General features: G+C 67.1%; 16 protein-coding genes and 5 tRNA genes. 15 read left to right on the top strand and 6 right to left on the bottom strand.

What is annotated here, in order from left to right; translation table 11 throughout:
- On the top strand, window positions 1–903 hold a 903-nt coding region (locus ACIQ51_RS09545; RefSeq protein WP_396204809.1), incomplete at its 5' end, for an exo-beta-N-acetylmuramidase NamZ domain-containing protein.
- A gap of 76 nt (window positions 904–979) precedes the next feature.
- Here ACIQ51_RS09545 and ACIQ51_RS09540 read toward each other — a convergent pair.
- From ACIQ51_RS09540 to ACIQ51_RS09515, 6 genes are all read right to left on the bottom strand, one after another.
- Window positions 980–1,468, bottom strand: coding sequence for a hypothetical protein (locus tag ACIQ51_RS09540; RefSeq protein WP_396204808.1), 489 nt, complete (start codon window positions 1,466–1,468; stop codon window positions 980–982).
- Between the two features lie 182 nt (window positions 1,469–1,650).
- Window positions 1,651–1,724, bottom strand: a tRNA-Pro gene (locus tag ACIQ51_RS09535).
- Between the two features lie 33 nt (window positions 1,725–1,757).
- Window positions 1,758–1,831, bottom strand: a tRNA-Arg gene (locus ACIQ51_RS09530).
- Window positions 1,832–1,964: 133 nt separating this feature from the next.
- Window positions 1,965–2,038: transfer RNA gene (locus ACIQ51_RS09525), tRNA-Val, on the bottom strand.
- Between the two features lie 18 nt (window positions 2,039–2,056).
- Window positions 2,057–2,129: transfer RNA gene (locus ACIQ51_RS09520), tRNA-Gly, on the bottom strand.
- Between the two features lie 86 nt (window positions 2,130–2,215).
- A tRNA-Ala gene (locus ACIQ51_RS09515) sits at window positions 2,216–2,288 on the bottom strand.
- Between the two features lie 328 nt (window positions 2,289–2,616).
- On the opposite strand from ACIQ51_RS09515, the gene ACIQ51_RS09510 reads away from it, so the two are divergent.
- From ACIQ51_RS09510 to ACIQ51_RS09445, 14 genes are all read left to right on the top strand, one after another.
- On the top strand, window positions 2,617–3,504 hold the full coding sequence (locus tag ACIQ51_RS09510) for an RNA polymerase sigma factor RpoD/SigA (RefSeq protein ID WP_012682199.1): 888 nt from the start codon (window positions 2,617–2,619) through the stop codon (window positions 3,502–3,504).
- Between the two features lie 160 nt (window positions 3,505–3,664).
- A complete protein-coding gene (locus tag ACIQ51_RS09505; protein WP_396204807.1) occupies window positions 3,665–4,468 on the top strand; it encodes an ABC transporter ATP-binding protein in 804 nt (267 codons plus the stop codon).
- Entirely contained in the window at window positions 4,443–5,021 is a 579-nt protein-coding gene (locus tag ACIQ51_RS09500) for an NUDIX hydrolase (RefSeq protein WP_396204806.1), read from the top strand. The genes ACIQ51_RS09505 and ACIQ51_RS09500 overlap by 26 nt, the downstream gene beginning before the upstream one ends.
- 56 nt (window positions 5,022–5,077) lie before the next feature.
- Window positions 5,078–5,863, top strand: a complete 786-nt coding sequence (locus ACIQ51_RS09495; RefSeq protein WP_396204805.1) for a helix-turn-helix domain-containing protein — start codon at window positions 5,078–5,080, stop codon at window positions 5,861–5,863.
- Between the two features lie 156 nt (window positions 5,864–6,019).
- Window positions 6,020–7,591, top strand: a complete 1,572-nt coding sequence (gene atpA, locus ACIQ51_RS09490; RefSeq protein ID WP_396204804.1) for a F0F1 ATP synthase subunit alpha — start codon at window positions 6,020–6,022, stop codon at window positions 7,589–7,591.
- 18 nt (window positions 7,592–7,609) lie between these two features.
- Window positions 7,610–8,482 carry an ATP synthase F1 subunit gamma gene (gene atpG / locus ACIQ51_RS09485; RefSeq protein ID WP_396204803.1) on the top strand — a complete coding sequence of 291 codons (873 nt, stop codon included), beginning with the start codon at window positions 7,610–7,612 and terminating at the stop codon, window positions 8,480–8,482.
- Window positions 8,483–8,508: 26 nt separating this feature from the next.
- Window positions 8,509–9,939, top strand: a complete 1,431-nt coding sequence (gene atpD / locus ACIQ51_RS09480; RefSeq protein ID WP_396204802.1) for a F0F1 ATP synthase subunit beta — start codon at window positions 8,509–8,511, stop codon at window positions 9,937–9,939.
- 3 nt (window positions 9,940–9,942) lie between these two features.
- Entirely contained in the window at window positions 9,943–10,200 is a 258-nt protein-coding gene (atpC, locus tag ACIQ51_RS09475) for an ATP synthase F1 subunit epsilon (protein ID WP_396204801.1), read from the top strand.
- A 398-nt stretch (window positions 10,201–10,598) separates the two neighbouring features.
- Entirely contained in the window at window positions 10,599–11,588 is a 990-nt protein-coding gene (locus tag ACIQ51_RS09470; RefSeq protein ID WP_396204800.1) for a LytR/AlgR family response regulator transcription factor, read from the top strand.
- Between the two features lie 435 nt (window positions 11,589–12,023).
- Window positions 12,024–15,137 carry a carboxypeptidase regulatory-like domain-containing protein gene (locus tag ACIQ51_RS09465; protein ID WP_396204799.1) on the top strand — a complete coding sequence of 1,038 codons (3,114 nt, stop codon included), beginning with the start codon at window positions 12,024–12,026 and terminating at the stop codon, window positions 15,135–15,137.
- 2 nt (window positions 15,138–15,139) lie between these two features.
- The gene (locus ACIQ51_RS09460) at window positions 15,140–19,546 is read left to right on the top strand and encodes a hypothetical protein (protein ID WP_396204798.1); all 4,407 of its coding nucleotides are present in this window, start codon (window positions 15,140–15,142) and stop codon (window positions 19,544–19,546) included.
- 10 nt (window positions 19,547–19,556) lie between these two features.
- A complete protein-coding gene (locus ACIQ51_RS09455; protein ID WP_396204797.1) occupies window positions 19,557–20,663 on the top strand; it encodes a PorV/PorQ family protein in 1,107 nt (368 codons plus the stop codon).
- Between the two features lie 5 nt (window positions 20,664–20,668).
- Window positions 20,669–21,355, top strand: a complete 687-nt coding sequence (locus tag ACIQ51_RS09450; protein ID WP_396204796.1) for an outer membrane beta-barrel protein — start codon at window positions 20,669–20,671, stop codon at window positions 21,353–21,355.
- A 2-nt stretch (window positions 21,356–21,357) separates the two neighbouring features.
- The gene (locus tag ACIQ51_RS09445; protein WP_396204795.1) at window positions 21,358–22,476 is read left to right on the top strand and encodes a hypothetical protein; all 1,119 of its coding nucleotides are present in this window, start codon (window positions 21,358–21,360) and stop codon (window positions 22,474–22,476) included.
- Window positions 22,477–22,521 lie beyond the last annotated feature (45 nt).

Genomic DNA, 22,521 nt, shown 5'->3' with positions numbered 1-22,521 from the left:
CGGTTCTACACCTATGCCTGGACGCTCTGGCATCTCGTGCACGCGTGTGGCGAGGCCCGCGTCCCGCTCATGGTGCTCGATCGCCCCAATCCGCTCAGCGGGGTGATCGCCAGCGCCGAGGGACCGATGCTGCAGCCCGACTGTCGGTCGTTCATTGGTGAAGACGATGTCCCGGTGCGTCACTCCCTCACCCTCGGCGAGCTCGCCCGGCTCTGGCAGCGCGAGCACGTCCCGGAGCTGGAGCTCCACGTGATGACGTGCCGCGGGTACGACGCGACCGGCGCCTGGCCGGCCACCGGGTGCCGCTGGGTTGCCACCTCGCCAGCCATGCCCTCGTTCACGAGCGCGATCTGGTATCCCGGCACCTGTCTCTTCGAGGCCACCAACCTGAGCGTCGGCCGCGGCACGGCCACTCCCTTTGCGCAGGTTGGTGCCCCCTGGCTCGATAGCGGGCGATTGATCGACGCCCTGACGCCGCACCTGGCGCATGACGCGGCGCGGTGTTCGCCTCTCCGGGTACACCCATGCCGGTTCACTCCGGCGCAGGGCCCGCACGCGCAGGAGGCCTGTCATGGGGTGCGGTTCGAGCTGGCCGTGGCGGACGACCGCGATCTCGCCGAGGTGGTGGCCCGCAGCGTCCGGCCGGTCGCCTGGGGGCTCACGCTTCTCGCGGAGGTGATGGCCACCCACCCCGAATCCTTCGCGTGGGCACGTTACCCCACGGCGGCGAACCCGCAGGGGGAGGATCATCTGGCACGTCTGATCGGTGATGCCCGGGTGGCCACGGCACTGCAGGCGGCGTCGGTCGTCGGGGGGCCCTCGCTGGGCGCCTCGGCAACGGGATGGACGAGCGCACCCGCCTGGGCCGAGCGCACCGCTCCGGTCCTGCTCTATCCGCGATGAGGAGGTACCGGACGTGGCGATGCTGGAGGCCATCCGCCGGCGGACACGCTGACGGATGGTCTCCGGCGGTACGCCCTTACGGCCAGATCGGCTTCGCCGCAGGCTTCGGCCTCACGATCGCGTCGTACGGTGACGAGCGGCTCGGCGACGTGATCCGCGTGCTGCTCGACGTTCCGTAGGCATCGATCGTCGCGCGCGTCCCCTGATTGTCCCGGTAGTACGACGAGTTGCCGTAGCGGTCGAGTGTACCGCGCGTGCCCTGGTTGTCGCGATAACTCGACGACGTCCCGTACGTATCCCAGGAGCCGCGCGTCCCCTGATTGTCGCGGTAGTACGACGAGGTGCCGATCTCATCGAGCGTCGCGCGCCGGCCGGTGTTGTCGCGGATGTACGTGGTGGAACCGACCCGGTCGGCCGTTGACCGTGTCCCGTCCGAGCAGCGGGTGTAGGTGGTGGTACCGAGCACATCGGACGAGCACCGCACCGACTGGGCGCGGGCGTGGGCGGTGGCCAGCAGCATGAGGCCCAGCCCCAGGGTGCCCATCTTCAGCGTGCCGCAAGACATTCGCATTGGAACTCCTGCCCGGACGTCCGGGCGACAAGGGTGAGCGAGTACGATGACCCGGGGGGCTGACAATTGGCGCGCGGTCATCGCTGCGGACCCGAACGGGACCGAGACGCGACGCAAAAACGCCAACTCGTTGATGTTCAACGAGTTGGCGTTTTTGTACACTGCTCTATTCTCAGTCGGGGCGACTGGATTTGAACCAGCGACCTCCTGCTCCCGAAGCAGGCGCTCTACCGGGCTAAGCTACGCCCCGTGCGGTATTCTGGTGCACCTACTGCCCAACACATGCGCCTGGAAGGACTCGAACCTCCAACCTTCTGATCCGTAGTCAGATGCTCTATCCAATTGAGCTACAGGCGCGACGGATCCTGACCTGCACCATCCTACCGCACTTCCCTCCGCCGTGAAGCGAAGGACCAGCAACCTAGTGAACCACGGCGTTCGTCGCTACTGCTTCGACCGCCCTTTTTCACCGAGGGACCTGCACCTGCAGTGGGTCGTACAAGACTCGAACTTGTGACCTCCACGATGTCAACGTGGCGCTCTAACCAACTGAGCTAACGACCCCCGACATCGATACCACAGAGCGGGAAACGGGACTCGAACCCGCGACCCCAACCTTGGCAAGGTTGTGCTCTACCAACTGAGCTATTCCCGCGTACTGCCCCTCCACGCACGTCGGAGGAAACCGCCCAGCACGGTTCAGCGTTGACCCGCAACGACTGATTTGTGCCGACCGGGGCATGGAGCCGAGGGGAATCGAACCCCTGACCTCTTGAATGCCATTCAAGCGCTCTCCCAACTGAGCTACGGCCCCGGTTTTCCCTTCCACCGCCACCCGCGTCGCCTTCACGTCGTCGGCGTCGTGCAGCAGGGTCTCAGGAACCGCGCAGTCTAGTCAGGTGTATGTCCGTCGTCAAGCAGAGTCCGAGAATTCGCACTGGCGATTCCCCTCGCGCAGCGTATCTTGCAAGGCTCCCCCCGTTTCGTTGTGCTTGCTACCGAAACTCGGTGGAAAGTCATCACGAACCGGATCCGGGGCGTGTGCCGGCGCCGCTGCTAGGCCAGCCGAACCCCCGGATGGCTGTTCTCCTCAGTTTCTTCTTGCAGGGATGATGTCCCATCCCGAGGTTGCATAGCACACCATGACTGAAGTCAAGCGGAAGCGCCGTCGTGCGGCCCCCGCGGGCATCGCGCCCAGCGAACCGGAACGCGACATTCTCGACCAGTACCTCTACGAGGTCTCGACCTATCCGCTCCTCAAGGCCGCGGAAGAAATCGAGCTGGCCAAGAAGATCCGCGCCGGTGACCAGGATGCCCTTCAGGAGCTGGTGAAGCGCAACCTTCGCTTCGTCATCTCGGTCGCCAAGAAGTACCAGAACCGCGGCCTCCCGCTGATCGACCTGATCGGCGAAGGCAACGTCGGCCTCCTCACGGCCGCGCGGAAGTTCGATCCCGATCAGGGCGTCAAGTTCATCTCGTACGCCGTGTGGTGGATCCGTCAGGCGATCCTGTCGTCGCTGGCGCGCCAGGGGCGCACCGTGCGCGTGCCGCTCAACCGCACCGCCGACCTCTCGCGCATCATCAAGGCGTCGGAAATCCTCCGTCAGAAGCTGCGTCGTGAGCCCTCCCCCGAGGAGCTCGCCCAGGTCACCGGTCTCTCGGTCGACGTGGTGCAGTCGCTCGCCGCGCTCAACACCGGCGACGTGCGTCTCGATGCCCCCATGGATCCGGACGGCGATCGCTCGCTGATCGAGCGCTTCGTGGCCGACGAGATGCCCGACACCGAAGAGGAAGCGATGAACCGCTTCCTCACCGACGAAATCGAGCAGGCGCTCTCCACGCTGCCGCCCCGCGATGCCAAGGTGCTGCGCCTCTACTTCGGACTCGAAGGCGGCCGCGAACACACGCTCGAGGAAATCGGCTCCATGCTTGGCGTTACCCGTGAGCGCGTACGTCAGCTCCGTGACCGGGCCCTCAAGCGCCTCCGTGAAGGCGATGTCGGACGCGCGCTGAGCAGCTTCGCGGCGTAAGTAGTGCCCGGCCGCCTCCGCGCGGCCGCCAGTGACCCAAAACCGAAACCCGAACGCGAGACCCGGAACCGATCAGTTCCGGGTCATGGGTTCGGGTTTTGTGTTTCGGGTGGCTCCGGAACTAGCCACATTTGCTGCACCGTATCATATTTGTGATCCGATGATCGAGTTCAAGAACGTTCACAAGGCTTTCGGCCCCAAAAAGGTGCTCCGCGGCTTCTCCCTCACAGTGAAAGAGGGTGAGACCATGGTCATCATCGGCTATTCGGGGACCGGCAAGTCCGTGGCGATCAAGCACATCGTCGGGCTCCTCGAGCCCGACGAGGGTGAAGTGTGGGTCGACGGCAAGCACGTCGATCAGCTCTCCCGGACCGATCTCTACGCGCTCCGCGGCAGCATCGGGTACGTGTTCCAGTTCGCCGCGCTCTTCGACTCGATGACCATCGGCGAGAACGTGGCCATGGGGCTCCGCAAGCAGGGGCAGCTCACCGAGGCCGAGATCACCACGCGGGTGGACGAAGCGCTGCGCCTGGTCGACCTCCCCGACGTGCAGCACCGTATGCCGGCCGAGCTCTCCGGCGGCATGCGCAAGCGCGTGGGCATCGCCCGCGCCATCGCGCTGCGCCCCAAGTACATCCTCTACGACGAACCGACCACGGGGCTCGACCCGGTCACCTCGGCCACCATCGACCAGCTCATGGTCCGCATGCGCGAGCAGCTCGGCGTGACCGGTATCGTGATCACGCACGACATGCGCAGCGCCTACACCGTGGGCACGCGTATCGCCATGCTGTACGAGGGGACCGTCCGGGCCGTCGGCACCGTCGACGAGATCCAGCACAGCACCGATCCCCTCGTGCGCCAGTTCATCGAGGGGCGGGCCGACGTGGACGACCACACGCCGATCGTGGCGGGGCTGCCGGGCAGCCTGCCGGCCGATGTGCCCACGCGGGCCCACGGCTGAACTCGGCTCGTCCGCCACGATGCCCATGCCCCCCCGCGACCCTCACCGGCGACCCCGCGCGAAGCTCGAAACGTCCGCGGGGGGCGTCGTGTATCGGTTGCAGGATGGTGAGCCGATGTTCCTGCTCATCCGCGACAGCTACAAGAATTGGGGCTTCCCCAAGGGGCACCTCGAGTCGAACGAGGCGCCCGACGCGGCCGCGGTGCGCGAGGTCCAGGAGGAGACCGGGCTGGTCCAGGTGATGCTCGACGGCGAGATCGACACCATCGACTGGTTTTTCCGCTTCCGCGGGAAGCTCGTGCACAAGGTGTGTCACTTCTTCCTCATGCGCACCGAGACGGAGGAGACCACGCCCCAGCACACCGAGGGGATCACGGCCTGCCGGTGGGCGAGCTTCGACGAGGCCACGCAGCTGGTGTCGTACGCGAATGCCCGTGACGTGCTGCTGCGTGCGCATGCGATGGTGCAGGGCGTGGATGTGAACATCGACCCCGCCGGCGCCCCGCGCCCCGCGGTGCCGCGCGTGCACCTGACCCGTCCAGCCGACGCGTGACCGTGGCACGCACATCCGCTTCCGCGTCGCGCAGCAGCGATACGTCGTCCTCCGCGATGCCGTGCGTTGTCACGTTGCTCAAGCGTGACCGCGCTCGGGCGATGGTGCGGGCCGCGTTTCCGCGCCGGCGCGCGCACGTGGTGGCCGCCAAGAGCGCCGCCGACGTCGAATCCCAGCTGGTGAAGGAGCTGGTCGATGCGGTGATTATCGACGCCGGTGCCGGCGACGACGCGCACAAGCTGATCGCCCGCGCCGACGAGTTCTCGAGCGTGCCCTTCGTGGTGGTCACCACGCTGCTGCCCGCCGACACGCCGCTGCTGGCGCGGGCCGCCGAGGCGGGCGTGTGCGACATTCTCGTCGAAGGCGTGGACGATGCGGTCGCGCGTGATCTGGTGTTGCGCCGCGCGTTCTCCCCCCGCTTCGAGCGGGCGCTCGCGGTGCCGCCGCCACTGCTGCATCTGGCCACGCCGCTGCAGGTCGCCGTGTGGCAGAGCGTGGTCAAGCGGGCCGGCCGTCCGGTGCGCACCGACCAGCTGGCGAAGGAGCTCAGCGTGTCGCGAGAGCACCTCTCCCGCAGCTTCGCCACGGGGCAGGCGCCCACGCTCAAGAAGGTGATCGATCTGGTGCGGGTGCTCGCCGCGGCGGAGCTGTCCAAGAACAGCGGCTACGACGTGCGCGACGTCGCCGAGGTGCTGGGGTTCGCCAGCTCGTCGCACCTGTCGAGCACCACCCAGCGGCTGGTGGGGGCGAAGGCCTCGAGCCTGTCCCGCCTGCGGGCGATGGATCTGCTGGAGCGGTTCAGCCGTTATGCCAGCGGCGGGGACGACGAGGCCGCTGGGTAGGCACGCGCCACCCGGATTCCGTCAGTCCCCACCATTTGCGGGTTGCCCCAGTCAGCCCCCTTGTGATAATTTTCACAAGCTGTACCCGAATTGTTGCATCTCCCGAGTTTTCCGCTGCATTCATCGCAGTCGTCCACGCATAAAACGCCCAGCATCATGGCCACCCAGACCGCCCTGCGTCCCGGCGAAATCAAGGACATCCTCCTCCGTGAGATCGAGGCCGCCGACCTTGCCGATCTCAACGTTGAGGAAGTCGGTACCGTCCTCGAAGTGAAGGACGGCATCGCCCGCATTTACGGCCTCGGCAAGTGCATGGCCGGCGAAATGCTCGAGTTCACGTCGTCGGAGACGAAGCAGATCATCACCGGCATGGCGCTGAACCTCGAAGAGGACAACATCGGCGCCGTCATCCTGGGTGACTACCTGCAGCTCAAGGAAGGCGACGAAGTCCGTCGCACCGCGCGCGTGCTCGAAGTGCCGGTCGGCCCGGAGCTCATCGGCCGCGTCGTCGATCCCCTTGGCCGTCCGATCGACGGGCTCGGCGAGATCCGCGCGACCCACTTCCGCAAGGTCGAATCGCCGGCGCCGGGCATCATCGTGCGTCAGCCCGTGAAGGAGCCCCTCCAGACGGGGATCAAGGCCATCGACTCGATGATCCCGATCGGTCGTGGCCAGCGCGAACTCATCATCGGTGACCGGTCGACCGGCAAGACGGCCGTCGCGATCGACACGATCATCAACCAGAAGGGCCAGGGCGTCATTTGCGTGTACGTCGCCATCGGCCAGAAGGCGTCCACGATCGCCTCGGTGGTCGAGAAGCTGCGCCAGTCCGGCGCGCTCGAGTACACCATCATCGTCGCCGCCTCGGCGTCCGATCCGGCGCCCATGCTCTACATCGCGCCCTACTCGGGCTGCTCGATGGCCGAGTACTTCATGTACAACGAGGGCAAGCCCACGCTGTGCGTGTACGACGACCTCTCCAAGCAGGCCGCCGCGTATCGTCAGCTCTCGCTCGTGCTGCGTCGTCCGCCGGGCCGCGAAGCGTACCCGGGTGACGTGTTCTATCTCCACAGCCGTCTCCTCGAGCGCGCCGCCAAGCTGCGCGAAGACGAGGGCGTGGTCGATGGGAAGCACATCCTGAAGCCGGGCGGCTCCCTCACCGCGCTGCCGATCATCGAAACGCAGGCCGGTGACGTGTCGGCGTACATTCCGACGAACGTCATCTCGATCACCGACGGCCAGATCTTCCTCGAGACGGACCTGTTCAACGCCGGCATCCGCCCGGCCGTGAACGTGGGCATCTCGGTGTCGCGCGTCGGTGGGTCGGCGCAGACGAAGGCCATGAAGGGCGTGGCCGGCCGTCTCCGCCTCGACCTCGCGCAGTTCCGCGAACTCGAAGCGTTCGCGGCGTTCGCGTCGGACCTCGACGCCGCCACCAAGCGCCAGCTCGAGCGCGGTGCGCGCACCGTCGAAATCCTCAAGCAGGGCCAGTACCAGCCGCTCCCGTTCGAAGAGCAGGTGGCCGTGATCTACGCGGTGACCAACGGCTTCCTCGACGCCATCGACACCGGCAAGGTGCGGGCGTGGGAGAAGGGCTTCCTCGAGTACCTGCGCGCGCAGTTCCCGCAGATCCTCGACGGCATGCGCACCAGCAAGGCCCTCGCGAAGGACGCCGAGGCGGAGCTGAAGCGCGCGATCGAGCAGTACACGACGTCGTTCGCCGCCTGAGACCAGGGTAACTGACTCATGGCCAAGGGCCGCGAACTGAAGGGGCGCATCAAGTCCGTCGAGAACACGCGCAAGATCACGCGCACGATGGAGATGGTGGCCACTTCCAAGATGAAGCGCGCGGCAGACCGCGTGAGTGCGGCGCGTCCCTACGCGCTGGCGCTCGGCGAGGTGCTGTCGCACGTGTACACGCCGGAGCTCGCGGAGCAGTTTCCGCTGCTCCGTCGCCCCGCGCAGGTCAAGCGCGCGGCCCTCGTGGTGCTGACCGCCAATCGCGGACTCTGCGGTGCGTTCAATACCAACCTGCTTCGTGAGTCGCGTGCACGACTCGCGGAGTGGGAAGGGAAGGGCGTATCCGTGGAGCTCCACGTGGTGGGGCGCAAGGGCATCGGCTTCTACAAGTACCTCGGACGCACGCTCGCGGGCGCGCGCGCCGACATCGGCGATCGTCCCACGTCGGCCGACGCGGCCTCGCTCATCGACGCCCTCATGACGCGCTACGCGGCGGGCGACCTCGATGCCGTCTACATCACGTATGCGAAGTACAAGTCGGCGCTGTCCACGCCCCCGGCCACCGAACAGGTGCTGCCGGTCGTGGCGCCGTCGTCGACCGGAGGCTCGGCGGTCGCGCGCGATTTCATCCTCGCGCCATCGGCCACCGAGATCCTCGAAGCGTTGTTGCCACTCTACGTGCGCAACACGATCTACCGTGCCCTCGTGGAAACGGCGGCCGGTGAGCAGGGCGCGCGTCGGACGGCCATGAAGAACGCCACCGACAACGCGACCGAGATGCTGCAGCTGCTCAAGCGCACGTACAACTCGGCGCGTCAGGCGCAGATCACGCAGGAAATCGCCGAAATCGTCGGCGGTGCATCGGCACTGCAGGGCTGACGTTTCACCATATCCAGTACGCACTCATGGCTACCACTGCCGCGCCGACCACTGTCGGCAAGATCGTTCAGGTTATCGGCCCCGTCATCGACGTGGCCTTCGAGAACGATCACCTGCCCGAGCTCTACAACGCCGTCACCGTCTCGGCGATCACGCCCGACGGTCAGAAGATTCAGGTGACCGCCGAAGTGCAGCAGCACATCGGCCGGAACCAGGTGCGTGCCGTCGCCATGTCGTCGACCGACGGCATCACGCGCGGCATGGACGTGGTCGACACCGGGAGCGCCATCACGGTGCCCGTGGGCGCCCCGGCTCTCGGCCGCATCCTCAACGTGCTCGGCGATCCGGTTGACGACGGCGCGCCCATTCCGGCGAACGCCGAGCGTTGGCCGATCCATCGCAAGCGCCCCGACTTCGTGAACCTCGAGCCCAAGACGGAAGTCTTCGAAACGGGCATCAAGGTCGTCGACCTCGTCGCCCCGTTCGTGAAGGGTGGCAAGATCGGTCTCTTCGGCGGCGCCGGCGTGGGCAAGACGGTCATCATTCAGGAGCTTATCAACAACGTCGCGAAGGGCCACGGCGGGAAGTCCGTGTTCTGCGGCGTGGGTGAGCGCACGCGCGAAGGGAACGACCTCTACCTCGAGTTCCAGGAAGCGGGCATTCTCGACAAGGTCGCGCTGATCTACGGCCAGATGAACGAGCCGCCGGGAGCGCGTCTGCGCGTGGCGCTCGCGGGGCTGACGGTCGCCGAGTATTTCCGCGACCAGGAGAACGCCGACGTGCTGGTGTTCGTCGACAACATCTTCCGCTTCACGCAGGCCGGATCGGAAGTGTCGGCGCTGCTGGGCCGCATGCCGTCGGCCGTGGGATACCAGCCCACGCTGGCCACGGAAATGGGTGAGTTGCAGGAGCGCATCACCTCCACGCGCAACGGTTCCATCACGTCGGTGCAGGCCATCTACGTGCCCGCTGACGACCTCACGGACCCGGCGCCGGCGACGGCGTTCGCGCACCTCGACGCCACGGTCGTGCTCAACCGTAAGATCACCGAGCTCGGCATCTACCCTGCCGTGGACCCGCTCGACTCGACGTCGCGCATCCTCGACGCGCAGTACGTGGGCGAACGTCACTACAACGCGGCCACGACCACGCAGCGCATCCTGCAGCGGTACAAGGAACTGCAGGACATCATCGCGATTCTCGGCATGGACGAGCTCTCGGAAGACGACAAGAAGATCGTCGGCCGTGCGCGTCGCCTCCAGCGCTTCATGTCGCAGCCGTTCGCGGTGGCCGAGCAGTTCACGGGCATTCCCGGCAAGTACGTGAAGCTCGAGGAGACGATCTCCAGCTTCGAGCGCATCTGCGCCGGCGAGTTCGACGGGCTTCCCGAGCAGGCCTTCTTCATGGCCGGCGGCGTGGAAGACGTGGTGGCGAACGCGAAGAAGCTTCAGGGCTGATCCGTGGCCGATCTCAAGGTGTCGGTGATCTCCCCCGAGCGCGTGCTGTACGAAGGCACGGCGCGCGGGGTGATCGCCCCGGCGTTCGACGGCGAGGTGGGCATCCTGCCGATGCACGCGCCGCTGATGACGCTGCTGGGCCGCGGCACGCTGCGCGTGGACACGGCCGACGGGGAGCAGCGCTTCCAGGTGGACGGCGGCTTCCTACAGGTGGTGGACGACGCCGTGCGTGTGGTGACGGAACAGGCGACCGCGGCCTGACCCAATAGAACGAGCGCACACCGCCGCCGGCGTTGCCGACGGTCGGTGTGCGGAAGGTCCGCGCCCCTCGTGAGGTCCGCCTCACACGGCGCGAGTGTCGCCGCGGGGCTCTTCGTGCAGGACGGTGCCCGATGAGCCACCGCGACGACCGGACGAATGCCATCGAATTGACACGAACGCCCGAGGTGCTGACGCACCGCGGGCGTTTGTCCGTTTCACGGGACGAAGCGTACTGAGCGGGCACCACTCATCCCGCGTGTGGTCACGTTCATCACGTGGCGGGCGCTCAGTGCAACGTCCTCGCCGTCTGTGCGTAGCAGTGACAGGAGCGGCGGCACCGTGCCGCCCACCGCACGGTGCCGTACGCAGCGTGCCTGCTCGCGCCCCCTCTTCGATCCATGTCACTCCGTGTTGCGGTTCTCGGTCAGCTTCCTGGTCCCCTGCTCGCGCAACTGTCGAGCGTGGCCTCATCGCTGGACCTGATCGTTCTCGGGCAGGCGCCCGATCGTCGTGCCGCTTTGGCGGCGCTTGCAGCCCCCGTGCCCGATATCGCCCTCGTGGACGCCACCTTTGCCGATGGGTCCGGCTTTGCGTTCGTGCGCGACCTCGCCGCCGGTCAGCGTCCCGTTGGCGTGGTGTTTGTGGGCACGAAGGAAGACGAGGCGGTGACGGCGTTCGACCTCCACGCCACGGATTTCGTGCTGTGGCCGGCGGGGCCCGGACGGCTGCAGGAGGCGCTCACGCGGGCGCGCCAGCAGGTGCTGCAGCTGGCGCTGCTGCGGACGGCCGACGAGCTGCAGCGGCTGCTCAGCGAAGCGAGCCAGGCGGGCGGCGTCGACCTCACGGCGCTGTTCGGCGCGAGGCAGAGCGCCTTGGGCATCGGCCAAGGGGCCGACGCGGGCAAGCGCCGGCGTCAGACGGGCGGCGCGAGTACGGGGACGCTGATCCCCACCGCCCCGTCCCGCGGGGGCGTGCGCGGCCTGGACGCCCGGATGGCGCGCGTGCGCGACGCGCATGAGGACGGGGTGCTGGACCTGTCGCAGGAAGACGGTGGCCGCGGGGCGAGCGAGGACCGCCCGCTGCGGGTGCTGGTGCGCGAAGGACGGCGCACCCGGTTCGTGCCGCTGGCCGATGTGGACTGGTTCGAGGCGGACGGCAACTATATCCGTGTGCATGCCGGCGCGGTGACCTTCCGCACGCGCGGCACGATCTCGGCTATCGAGTCGGCGCTCGACCCACGCCAATTCGTGCGCATCCACCGCCGCATCGTGGTCAATATGGACCGCGTCCGGGAAATGAGCCCGCTGCCGGGGGGCGACGGGCTGCTGGTCCTCGGGAATGGGTCGACGCTACGGCTGTCGAGAACCTACCGATCGAGGGTGCGGTAAGCAGGACGAGGCGGCCAAGGGCGATGCTCTTGGCCGCGGACGGTACGGACCCGCTTCGTCCCACCTTCGGCGGCGGGCCGCATTGACACCGCCGGTGCGCTCGCTAGCTTGCCCCCGTTGCCTTCCAGAGAGATCGCTCATCGCTGAGCATTCCCTAGCGGCTCCGCAATTCCTACCGGCAGGACGACCACCCCGAAGACCCTGGCGCTTGTAAAGCGCAGGTCCGCGGGGCGTGTCTTCCTGTCGGACTGTCCCGTGTGTTCAGGACCGGCGCGTGCCGCGAGTGACCGGTCCATCCCAGTGCTGAGTCTGTACCCTCCGCTTCCCCAAAGGTTGCCGGTCTGGGCGGGCTCGGCGTTGTAGGCGTTCCCGATCCATGCGCTGGTGCGTGGCGACGGAGCGTTGTCCCGTGGCACTACCCTCCCGGAGGAGCAGATGAGGTTTCTTGGACGTCGTCGGTGGTTATTCGCGACGCTCCTCGGCGCAGCCCTGACCGCGCCGATCACTGCCGCCGAGGCCCAGACCGGTAAGTTGACCGGTGTGGTGACCGACGCGGAAAGCGGCAAGCCTGTCGAAGGCGTCGCGGTGGTCATTCAGGGCACGACGCTGGGCGCCAATACGAACGCGGCAGGTCGCTACTTCCTCATCAACGTGCCCCCCGGCACGTACACGGTGCAGGCGCGTCGTCTCGGCTTCCAGAGCGTCAATGCGACGAACGTGCAGATCGCGATCGACGCGACGCGCGAGCAGAATTTCAAGCTCCGGGCTTCCAACCAGACGCTGGCGGCCATCACGGTGCAGGCCGAGCAGACCCCGCTCATCGAGCGTGGTCAGGTGGGCTCCCGCACGACCATCACGGCCGACCAGATCACCGCACTGCCGGTCACGAGCATCGCCGGTGTGCTGGCGCTCCAGCAGGGCTTCACCGAGGTGCCGCAGAACACCGCCGTCGTGTCGCTCGCGGAAGAACAGCGTAGCACCACGCCGGCCATTCGTGTGCGTGGCTCCCGCGGTGGTGCCACGCTGTCGATGGTCGACGGTATCGCGATCAACAACCCGCTCTTCGGCAACGACGCCGTGAGCCTGGGTGCGCTCGCGGTGCAGCAGGTCGACTTCCAGCGTGGTGCGATGGAGCCGCAGTACGGCAACGCGCTCGCGGGCGTCATCAACCAGGCCATTCGCGAAGGCGGTTCGGAAGTCTCGGGCTCGATCGACTTCCAGAACTCCACGCTCCCCGGCTCGATCTTCGGCACCAAGCAGGACCAGCTCAACGGGCTCAACCTGCTCCGCGGCTACCTTTCGGGACCGGTCCCGGGCACGAGCGGCAAGCTCCGCTACTCGATCTCCGGTCAGGTGCAGAGCGCCGCGGCGCGCGTGCTCGAGTTCGACCGCGACGTGTACACGGCCAACTCGCCGATCACGCTCGCTGACGAACTCAACGTCTCCACCAAGGACTACATCCCCGGGTGGCAGGCGTTCGGCGGCTCGCAGAACAGCTCGGTCGCGGCCAAGCTGACCTTCCTGCCCTTCGATAACACGACGATCAAGTTCACGGCGCTCGGCTCCGAGCGGCAGAACCGTGGCTACGACCGTCGCTTCTTCTTCGCGTATCGTGGCGACCCGCTCGCGCTGGTCAACAACCGCGCCGACTCGCTCTTCGTCCTGACCGGCGGTGACAACCGTCAGTCGCGCGACCTCATCCAGCCGTCGGTGCGCGACCAGGGCAACCTGTTCATCGGCTCGCTCGAGCAGCGTTTCGGCCGCAGCAGCTTCACGCTGCGTGTGGCGCAGACGGACTTCGAGCGTACCACCTGCCCGATCTTCCTCGGCACCTGCGTGCCGGGGCCGTTCGCGTACGGCAACTTCGACCAGTCGTTCCTGTCGATCTGCGGTACGTTCACGGGCTGTGATCGCGTCCCCTACTCGGGCGTGGCGTCGGGTGTCTACGGCGGTGAGCAGTTCACTACGCGCACCGTCCGTGCCGACCTCCAGTCGCAGGTCACCGACCACAACAACCTCCAGGTTGGTGTGCAGGTCGTGAACCACGACTTCACGTACAGCGACGTGCAGCAGGACGCGACGACCACGTCGGGTCTGAAGAACAACATCTATCAGGTCTACCGCGGCAAGCCGATCGAAGCCGCCGCGTACGTGCAGAGCGTGATCGAATACGACTTCATCACGATCAAGCTCGGTGGCCGCTTCGACTACGGCCGCGCGCGCGGCCAGGCGCTCACCAACCCGTTCGACCCGGCCAACGGCACCACGGCGCGCGAGGTGTGCAACGGCGCCACGGTGGGTGGCAAGAGCATGCTCAACGCGCAGGGCCAGCCGTACGGTCTCGCCGCCTGCGCGGCGTCGCCGATCGACCCCAAGACGCAGCGTGCCCGCCTGCTGGATACGGCCACCGCGATCGCCCAGCTCGACGACTTCAGCGAATCCCCGGCGCGCACGGCGTTCAGCCCGCGTATCGGTATCGCCTTCCCGCTGACGGAGAAGTCGCAGGTGTTCTTCAACGCGGGCCGCTACACGATGGTCCCGCTCTACGGCAACACCTACCGCAACACCGGTATCGGCACCGTGGCCGGCGCAGCCGACAAGTACTGCGCCGCCAATCAGGTGAAGCCCGGCACCACCGAGTGCACGCCGAACCTGCAGCCCGACAACCCGACGTTCGTCGGCAATCCGCGTCTGCGTCTCGAAGAGTCGCGTCAGTTCGAAGTGGGCTACGCCGGTGAAATCGGTCGCAACTACTCTGTGCAGGTCGCGATGTTCAATCGCGCCGAAACGGGGCTCACGGGTATCCGCAGCAGCCGCGCGGGGCAGGACATCGGCAGCACGTACGCTGGGGCACTCCCCGTGTACAACATCGTCGTCAATGGCGACTTCCTCTCGGCGCGTGGTGTGGAAATCCAGTTCCGCCGCCGTCTCGCGGACCGCTGGGGCTACGACATCAACTACGGTCTGTCGCGCAGCACCACCAACTCGCGTCCGCCCGATCGTGCCAACGAAGTGTCGCGTACCGACGAAAGGCTCCGTGCGCAGAACGTCGAAACGCTGACCGACGTGGACCAGCCGCAGAGCCTCAACGTGCAGCTGTTCTACCGCGTGGGGAACGACATGCCGGACCTGCCGTTCAACCTCGGCCGCGCGCTCCGCAATGCGAGCGCCTCGGTCACGTACGGCATCCGCTCGGGTATCCCGTACACGCCGCTCCGCGGTCAGGCCGTGGGCATCATCGGCACCAACAACCAGGGTGACATCAATTCGGCGCGCCAGCCGTCCACGCAGGATGTGGGTCTCCTGCTCGACAAGGCGTTCCGTATCGGCAACCTGCGCTACTCGGGTTTCCTCCGCGTGAGCAACCTGTTCGACCGTCGCAACTGCGTGCAGGTGTTCCCCAACACGGGCACCTGCGATGGCGGTCTGCGCGACTTCGCCAACCGTCGTATCGGCAACTCGGGCGACAACACGTCGACGGCGTTCGACCAGCCGGAGTACATCGGCGCCCGCCGCAGCATCGCGACCGGCCTCTCGGTCTCCTTCTGACCATGGATCGTCACAACATCATGGGCATCAATTCGCACCTCACCCAGCCGCCGACGCGGCTGGGCCTCCGAACCGGCCGGGGCACCCGCTGGGCAGCGTCGTTGGCGCTGCTCTCGCTGGTGGCACTCCCGGGCGCCGTACAGGCGCAGCGTGTCGCTCCCGCTCAGGTCAATCATCTGAACGAGGAACTCCCGGATGGCACCATCCGGCAGGTCCCGATCAAGAAGTCCGGGTTCGATCTCTTCGCCGCGGAAGATCTCGCCTTCGGCACGCTGCGCATGGGTGGCAACCTCCGCGCCACGCTGCCCGGCCAGGGCGGCCCGGTGTCGCAGAACCAGGGCGAAATCATCGGCAGTCAGCGCATCATCTCGCCGATCAACAGCTTCTACCCGTTCTTCCAGATGGGTTTCGTGGGCGCGGCGCCGCCGACGGAATTCCGGAAGATCCGTGCGGTCTATCCCGGCATCAACAACATGGCCGGCTCGCTCGGCTACACGAGCCTGTACTGGGAAACGCTCGTCTCCGGCCAGCGTGACTGGGGCGCTGCTGACGGCTACTTCGGCAAGACCTTTGCCGGTGTGACGTCGCAGGACGGCTCGGGATGCCGTGCCGATCCGTCGATGTACTTCACGCTCGGCGTCTCGCTGCTCGCGCAGAAGGACTGCCCGGACACGTGGGGCTCGCTCGGCTTCGACGGCAAGCTCTCCATCCCCGACTCGGTGTGGCTGAACACGTTCAACGCGAACAAGGCCACCTTCCGCTGGGATGACTGGAAGATTTCGCGCGCCCGTCTCGATCGCACGAACTTCCTCGGCACGCAGAGCACCTACGCGTTCATCTCCGACTACTACCGCGAGCAGCGTCTCCGCTACGGCAGTGTGGTGCGCGGTGGCTCGGGCTCGCCGCTCGAGACCGGCTACCCGCTCGGCCTCGAAATCCGCGTGGACAGCTGGCAGTTCTCCGCGCCGGCCACGCGTAACACGCAGTTCTACCAGGCGCAGCTCGTCAACAAGTCGGCCGACGTGTACGGCGCCGGCATCGACTACGACTCGCTGTACTTCGGTACCGTCCCGGGCTTCCTCTTCGGTAACCCGCAGGCGGTGTCGGTCTACCACGACTTCAGCAGCAACACGATGGTCGTGGCGCGTGGCGGCACGAGCGGCAACTGCTCGGCCTCGTACCCGCGCCGCTATCTCAACAGCAACGGCGCCGGCTGCGCCGAGGCCACCGCGGCCTTTGCCAGCGGCGTGTGGATGATGACGTGGCTCAAGTCGCCGCTGGGCGACATCCGCAACAAGGCGTTCAGCAACCCGAACAGCCCGTACTTCAATCCCACGAGCCCGTTCGCCGACGACACGATCACGTACAACCACTCGCATCCGGGCTCGGTCGGCCGCGCGAGCCAGGCCATGACGCGCTCCACGCGCGCCGGCTTCGGGTACGTGGCGTCGAAGGAAGACGACTTCCTCGATGGGCGTAACCCGTCGGACTTCACGATCATCAACTACACCGGCATGCTCACGCCGGAAGAGTGGACGGGATCGCTGCCGACGTCGGCGACCGGCGTGAAGTTCCCCAAGTTCGTGCCGGGCGCCACGCCGGGCCACGGCCGTTGGGACTACAACAACGACGGCATCCAGGACACGATCTCCGTCCCGTCCTGCGGCACACGGGGATGCGCGCGGACGTACTCGGACACGATCGCTGGTGGCTACCGCAACGAGTACGGCAACATCCTCGGCACGGTCAACGCCGGTCCGTTCAAGCTGAAGGCCGGCGACACCACGCAGTTCCTCTGGGCCTTCTCGTGGGCCGCCGATTCGATTCAGGCCAAGCGCACGATCGATGGCGTGGTCGAGTCGTACCGCTCCAACTACTCGGGCCCGCTGCCGATCGCTTTCCCGGCCGTGACCAACTCGCCGCCGACCAACGGGCAGGCGGCCACGGTGTACACGGTGGCCAGCGCCGAACTGCGTGACTCGCTTACGCTCGGCTCGGCCAACTCGGCCGTGGCGGCGCGCCTCGTGGTGCGCTACCCGCAGATCAACCCGGTCGACCCGTACATGATCGGCCTGTTCAACAAGCTGCGGGCCGACTCGGCCGCGGGTGATCCGGCCGTGCGCCGGATCCTGCGCCTCAACCCCACGCTGCTCGACTCGCTCCGCGCCCGCGCCAACGACAACCTGTCGGGCGTGTTCGTGTTCAAGTCGTGCGACGGCGGCAACACGTTCACGAATTCGAGCGGGGCGGGTACCACGGTCTGTGTGTCGGCGCCGACCCGCGCCATCGACGCGGCGGTGCCGGCGTTCCCGTGGCGTCCGCTCACCACGGTGACCTATGCCGCCGGTGTGCCGGCGTCGTCGGGCTTCACCGAAGACCTGCCGTCGGGCCGCACGTACAACTACGTGTTCGTGACCCGCACGCGCGGCTTCTCGGACGCGCACTTCAACATCGTCGACTCGCTCCCCGGCCGTGGGCTCTACATCACCCACGTGCAGGATGCCTTCGGCTTCCCGCGCGATACCATCAACTCGGCGTTCGCCACCAGTGGACCGGCGTCGCTCGCGGTGTACGCGCCCATCACCAACGTGGCGGGCCGCAAGTACGCGCAGGTCGACACGGCCACCACGCTGGGCAACGCGACGCAGCTCGTCGAAATCGCTGACGTGTCGAACGACGTGAGCGGCACGACGCGCCTGGTGTTCGCGAACCAGTTCATTGTGCGCAAGCAGATCGACACGCTGTCGAATGCCACCAGCACGACGATCGCGGCGCGCTACGTGATTCCGCGGGCGGCGGTGGGCCCCACCGGTACGGTGGAGACCAACTTCGTGGCCCGCGAGCAGCTCTTCACGGCCCCGGTCAACACCCCGGTCCGTAACGGGGCGAACCTGCTCACCGGCACGTTCCGCACCCTGACCGGGTCGGCGCGCGTCTTCGTGGACACGCTCAACGCCCTCGCCACGTACCCCGGCTACATCTGGGTCACGTCGAATAACCGGCCGATCTTCGCGATCAACCAGCCGTTCATCACCGGCTCGGGTCGCGCGGGCAATCAGCAGCGCGACCAGGCGGCGTCGCCGCTGTACCCGGGCTACACCGCGGTGCCGTTCGACACGCTCAGCACCGGCACGGGCTTCCGTCAGGACCTCCTCGCCGGCAACTCCACGCGTGACCGCAACTTCGTCATCCGCAAGCCGGGCGACACGTTGCAGGCCAACGCGCGCCAGTTCCTGCCGCAGGTGTCCACGGTGCAGCTGTTCAACGGCACCGGCGCGCTGGCCAACAACAAGCGCGTGAAGGGCGGTCAGTACGAGCTCACGTGGCTCACCGACCCGTGGGGCCCGCGCGCCCCGTTCCGCCTCGATCCCGTGGCGGACCTGCAGGGTGCGGTGACGGCGTCGCTCGCCGATGTGGCCGCCAAGGCCACCACGGTCACCGAAACGTCGGCGCAGGTGGCGGCGCTCGTTGGGGCCACGGCGGCGCGTCCGCTGGTCCGTGTGCGCGTGCCGTTCACCATGAAGTTCACCGACCCGAGCGGCAACCGTGTCGAAGACGTGAAGTTCGCCATGCTGGCCCGCCAGACGTTGGCGCAGGGCGGCATCGGCAACACGCGCATCCTCGGCTCGGGTAGCGACACGATCCGCGTGAGCGTCCCCGACTCGCTCTGGATGCCCGGTGACACGCTCATCGTGCTGCAGAAGGTCGAGCGCGACTCGTCGATCGTCGTGGCCGGCAATCGCGTGATCATCGTCCAGGCGGATGGTGCCAACGCGTTCCGTCCGGTGCCGGTGCTCGCCGACTCGATCGGCCTCAACAAGTTCGTCGTCGCCTGTACGGGCGGCGTGAACGGCACGGGCGTACGCCCGGCCAACGGCATCGATCAGGTCAGCTGCAACCCGCTCTCGATCAACACCCGCGGCGCGTCCTCGGCTGGTGGCTACCTCGCCACGGACAAGGACTGGAAGCAGGTGTTCGAGCTCACCCGCACCTTCGACAACCGCTCGGTGGTGTCGCTCCGCGCCACGCCGTACACGGTGGCGGCCGAAGTGACCAAGGCCGATCTCGCGAAGATCTCGGTCGTGCCCAACCCGTACCTCGCCCGCAGCGATGCGGAGGCAACGGATGGTGGCCGACTCGCGGTACCGAAGATCACGTTCACGAACGTGCCGGAAGAGGGTGTCCTCCGCGTCTACACGGTCTCCGGCCAGTTCGTGCAGGAGCTCACGTGGACGAAGAGCGACCTCGTGTACGCCGGTAACAACGCGACCTCGGGTGACCTGCCGTACAACCTCCGCTCCCGCGAGGGCGTGGACCTGGCGTCGGGTCTCTATCTCTACGTGCTCACTGCGACCGGTTCGGCAGGAAAGAACCAGGTGCATCGCGGTAAGTTCGTGATCATTCGCTAAGGGAGCAGCGATGCACTTTCCCCGACTTCTCGGCGCCGCTGGCGCCCTTGCCCTCGTCCTGAGCGCGCCGTTGCGCGCTCAGGGCCCCGGGGGCCTTCTCCCCACGCCGCAGGATACCCCGAACCGTCAGGGTACCCGTGGCGCGAACTTCCTCCACCTCAACGTGGGCGCCCGCATGGGCGCGATGGCCGGTGCGGTGGCCTCCTCGGTGAAGGGGCCCGTGGCCTGGTTCGTGAACCCGGCCGGTGCCGCCACCTCCGAGAGCTTCTCCTTCGCGGCAGGCCGTCAGAACCTCTACGCCGACCTCGGGCTGGCGCAGAGCTACGCGGCGATCAGCATGCCCACCCTCGGCGGTGTGCTCGGCGTGCATTTCAACACCCTGTCGTCCGGTGACATCCTCCGCACCACCGAAGCCAATCCGTTCGGTGAGCGCCTGGGTGGCACCAACTTCCAGTGGACCTCCACGGTGATCGGCGCCGGCTACGCCAAGCGCCTGACTGACCGCCTGCAGGTGGGCGCCCAGGTCAAGTTCATCGGCGAAGGCATCCCTGATGCCGCGACCAAGTGGGTCGCGGCCGACGTCGGCACGCAGTTCAACACGGGGCTCTACGGCCTGACCGTGGGTGGCTCGATCAGCAACGTGGGCACCGTCGGTAAGGCCAATGGCGCCCTGCTCACGCGTGTCGTGTCCACGACGGATCGCACCAACTTCCAGGAAAACCGTCGCGTGTCGTTCTACACGACCGGCGTGGAACTCCCGGTCGAATTCCGTCTCTCGATTGCGTCGGATCTCCTGGGCTCGGCGAACTCGCTGCTCGGCAAGGGCAGCGGCAACAACACGCTGAACCTCGAGGTCGCCGTGAACGAAGCCACGGACTTCAGCACGCAGTATGCGATCGCGGCCGAATACGGCTACAAGAACCTCCTGTTCGTGCGTGGCGGCCAGCGCCTCTACAACGACGACCGTAACCGCGGCACCACCAACCCGGTCGGTCTCTCGGGTGGGTTCGGCCTTCGCCTTCCGGTGAAGGGTCGTGACGTGCGCTTCGACTACTCCTACGAGTCGGCCGGCGCCCTGCAGAACATCCAGATCTTCTCCTTCGAGGTGGGTCGATGAAGCGCGTGGTAGCTCTTCTCTCGTCCCTCGCGCTGAGCGCCGGCGTTGCCGGCGCCCAGCTCGCGCCCAAGCAGTTCTCGGTCACCACGCGCCTCGGCACGCTGTCGCCGGAGCGCGCGGCCAGCATGGACGCACAGGCGCTCGTTGGCCTCGACGCCGAGTACAATCTTTCCAAGTACTTCGGCATCGGCACGGCCATCGACGTATCGCGTGGCAACACGCGTCGCGAGGACTTCCTCACCCGTCTCCGCTTCGGCCAGGCCGCGGTGGCCGGCGGCGATTCGATCTACTACCAGTACGTCAGCCAGCCGGTGAACCTCGTGAACCTCGGGCTCATGGGCACGCTCCGGTACCCGGGCAAGAAGATCACGCCGTTCGTGACCGGTGGTGTGGGCACCTACGTGATGATTCTCGATGCCCAGATCAACGGCAAGGAGACCCGCACGAACGACCTCTCCCTCACCGGTGGGGCGGGCGTGTCGTTCAAGCTGAGCGACCGCGCGGGCATCCAGCTCGACGTGCGCACCGTGCAGCTGCAGGGATTCAGCCGCGACTTCCTCAACCCGGCGCGTGGTCGTGAAGTGCTCACGGTGCCGTTCCCTGAGGACTTCCCGACGCCGCCCGCGGCGAAGAACACTGCCCTCAACACCATGATCTCGCTGGGCTTCCGCTACATCCCCGGGGGTAACTGAGCATGAACCGTTTCCGCTCATCCCTCCTCGTGACCGCCATCGCCTCGGCCGCCTTCGTGGCCGCCTGCGGTGACGAACGCTCGATCACCACGGAACCGGTCGGCGCGCTGGGGTTCGGCACGAACTTCCTCCGCACCGCGACCAACCTGCCGCGTGGCACGGTCACGTTCCCGGCCACTATCGTCGCGTCGGCCACCCCGGCCAACGACTCGGTGATCATCACGCTCGCCGGCCTCGACACCCTCACGGGTGGCAGCTACACGGTGTGGTTCGCCAACGACTCGGCCACGAAGTTCGCGCCGGCCACGGCGCTCAACATCATCGCCACCCGTCGTGACTCGTCGTTCAACGCGGCGGGTGACCCGGTGTTCACCAACACGCCGTTCACCTCCACCGGCGCGCAGTTCCGCTCCGGCGGCGCCAACGTGGCGCTGCGCGTGGCTACCTCACGCGCGGCAGCGGCGGCGTTCGCGGGCACGGACTCGCTCAACACGGTCCTGATCAGCATCGAGAGCGGCGCCCCGGGGACGGCCCCCAGCGCCGTGCGTCCGCTCTGGGCCCGTCGCAGCCAGGCCAATGCGTCGCGTGTGGCAGGCGTCCGCTTCGGCACGTTCGCGCGTGGCATTCCGGTCGCGGCCCTCGCGGGCAACCCGGCGGCCAACCAGGAGTACGTGTTCGCCAACAACGGTGCGATGACCATCGTGCCGCGTGGCCGTGTGGAAGTGCGTGGGGGAATCCTCGTGGTCAACGATTCCAACTACTTCCGCCCGCCCGTTGGCTACTACTACAACCTGTACGGCGTGAAGCTCGATACCACCGGCCGGTTCAACGACACCCTGTACCTCGGTCGTCGCCAGTCGCCGTATCCCCAGCGCATCTCGCTCTACGATGCGGACGTGTCGAACCCGGCGCCGTCGGTGGTGTTCGATGCCCCGCGCGTGATCCTCGCCATGGGGGCCCGCCTGTCGGCGGATTCGCTCCCCAAGGCGCAGGGCACCACGCCGTGGCGCAACTTCGGGTTCGTGCGCATCAATCTCGAGCCCAAGGCCGGGCGCGAGGGGCGCATGGGCTCGGCGACGCTCTTGGAAGCCACGCTGCCGCCGAGCATTCGCGGCCGCTGAGTCGGCACCCGCACCACTGGAGTGAGAACGGCCACCCGCGCACGG

Source organism: Gemmatimonas sp., assembly GCF_044344655.1.
Lineage (GTDB): Bacteria > Gemmatimonadota > Gemmatimonadetes > Gemmatimonadales > Gemmatimonadaceae > Gemmatimonas.
Note: the sequence above shows the minus strand (reverse complement) of the source record. Positions and strands in the feature narration are given on the sequence as shown.

Excerpts from the sequence above, each read along its gene's own strand:
- ACIQ51_RS09540 (WP_396204808.1), bottom strand. The coding sequence starts at position 1,468 with ATGTCTTGCGGCACGCTGAAGATGGGCACCCTGGGGCTGGGCCTCATG.
- atpD (WP_396204802.1), top strand. The coding sequence starts at position 8,509 with ATGGCTACCACTGCCGCGCCGACCACTGTCGGCAAGATCGTTCAGGTT.
- ACIQ51_RS09455 (WP_396204797.1), top strand. The coding sequence starts at position 19,557 with ATGCACTTTCCCCGACTTCTCGGCGCCGCTGGCGCCCTTGCCCTCGTC.
- ACIQ51_RS09510 (WP_012682199.1), top strand. The coding sequence starts at position 2,617 with ATGACTGAAGTCAAGCGGAAGCGCCGTCGTGCGGCCCCCGCGGGCATC.
- ACIQ51_RS09470 (WP_396204800.1), top strand. The coding sequence starts at position 10,599 with ATGTCACTCCGTGTTGCGGTTCTCGGTCAGCTTCCTGGTCCCCTGCTC.
- ACIQ51_RS09495 (WP_396204805.1), top strand. The coding sequence starts at position 5,078 with ATGCCGTGCGTTGTCACGTTGCTCAAGCGTGACCGCGCTCGGGCGATG.
- ACIQ51_RS09505 (WP_396204807.1), top strand. The coding sequence starts at position 3,665 with ATGATCGAGTTCAAGAACGTTCACAAGGCTTTCGGCCCCAAAAAGGTG.
- atpA (WP_396204804.1), top strand. The coding sequence starts at position 6,020 with ATGGCCACCCAGACCGCCCTGCGTCCCGGCGAAATCAAGGACATCCTC.
- ACIQ51_RS09445 (WP_396204795.1), top strand. The coding sequence starts at position 21,358 with ATGAACCGTTTCCGCTCATCCCTCCTCGTGACCGCCATCGCCTCGGCC.
- atpG (WP_396204803.1), top strand. The coding sequence starts at position 7,610 with ATGGCCAAGGGCCGCGAACTGAAGGGGCGCATCAAGTCCGTCGAGAAC.
- ACIQ51_RS09465 (WP_396204799.1), top strand. The coding sequence starts at position 12,024 with ATGAGGTTTCTTGGACGTCGTCGGTGGTTATTCGCGACGCTCCTCGGC.
- ACIQ51_RS09500 (WP_396204806.1), top strand. The coding sequence starts at position 4,443 with ATGTGCCCACGCGGGCCCACGGCTGAACTCGGCTCGTCCGCCACGATG.
- ACIQ51_RS09460 (WP_396204798.1), top strand. The coding sequence starts at position 15,140 with ATGGATCGTCACAACATCATGGGCATCAATTCGCACCTCACCCAGCCG.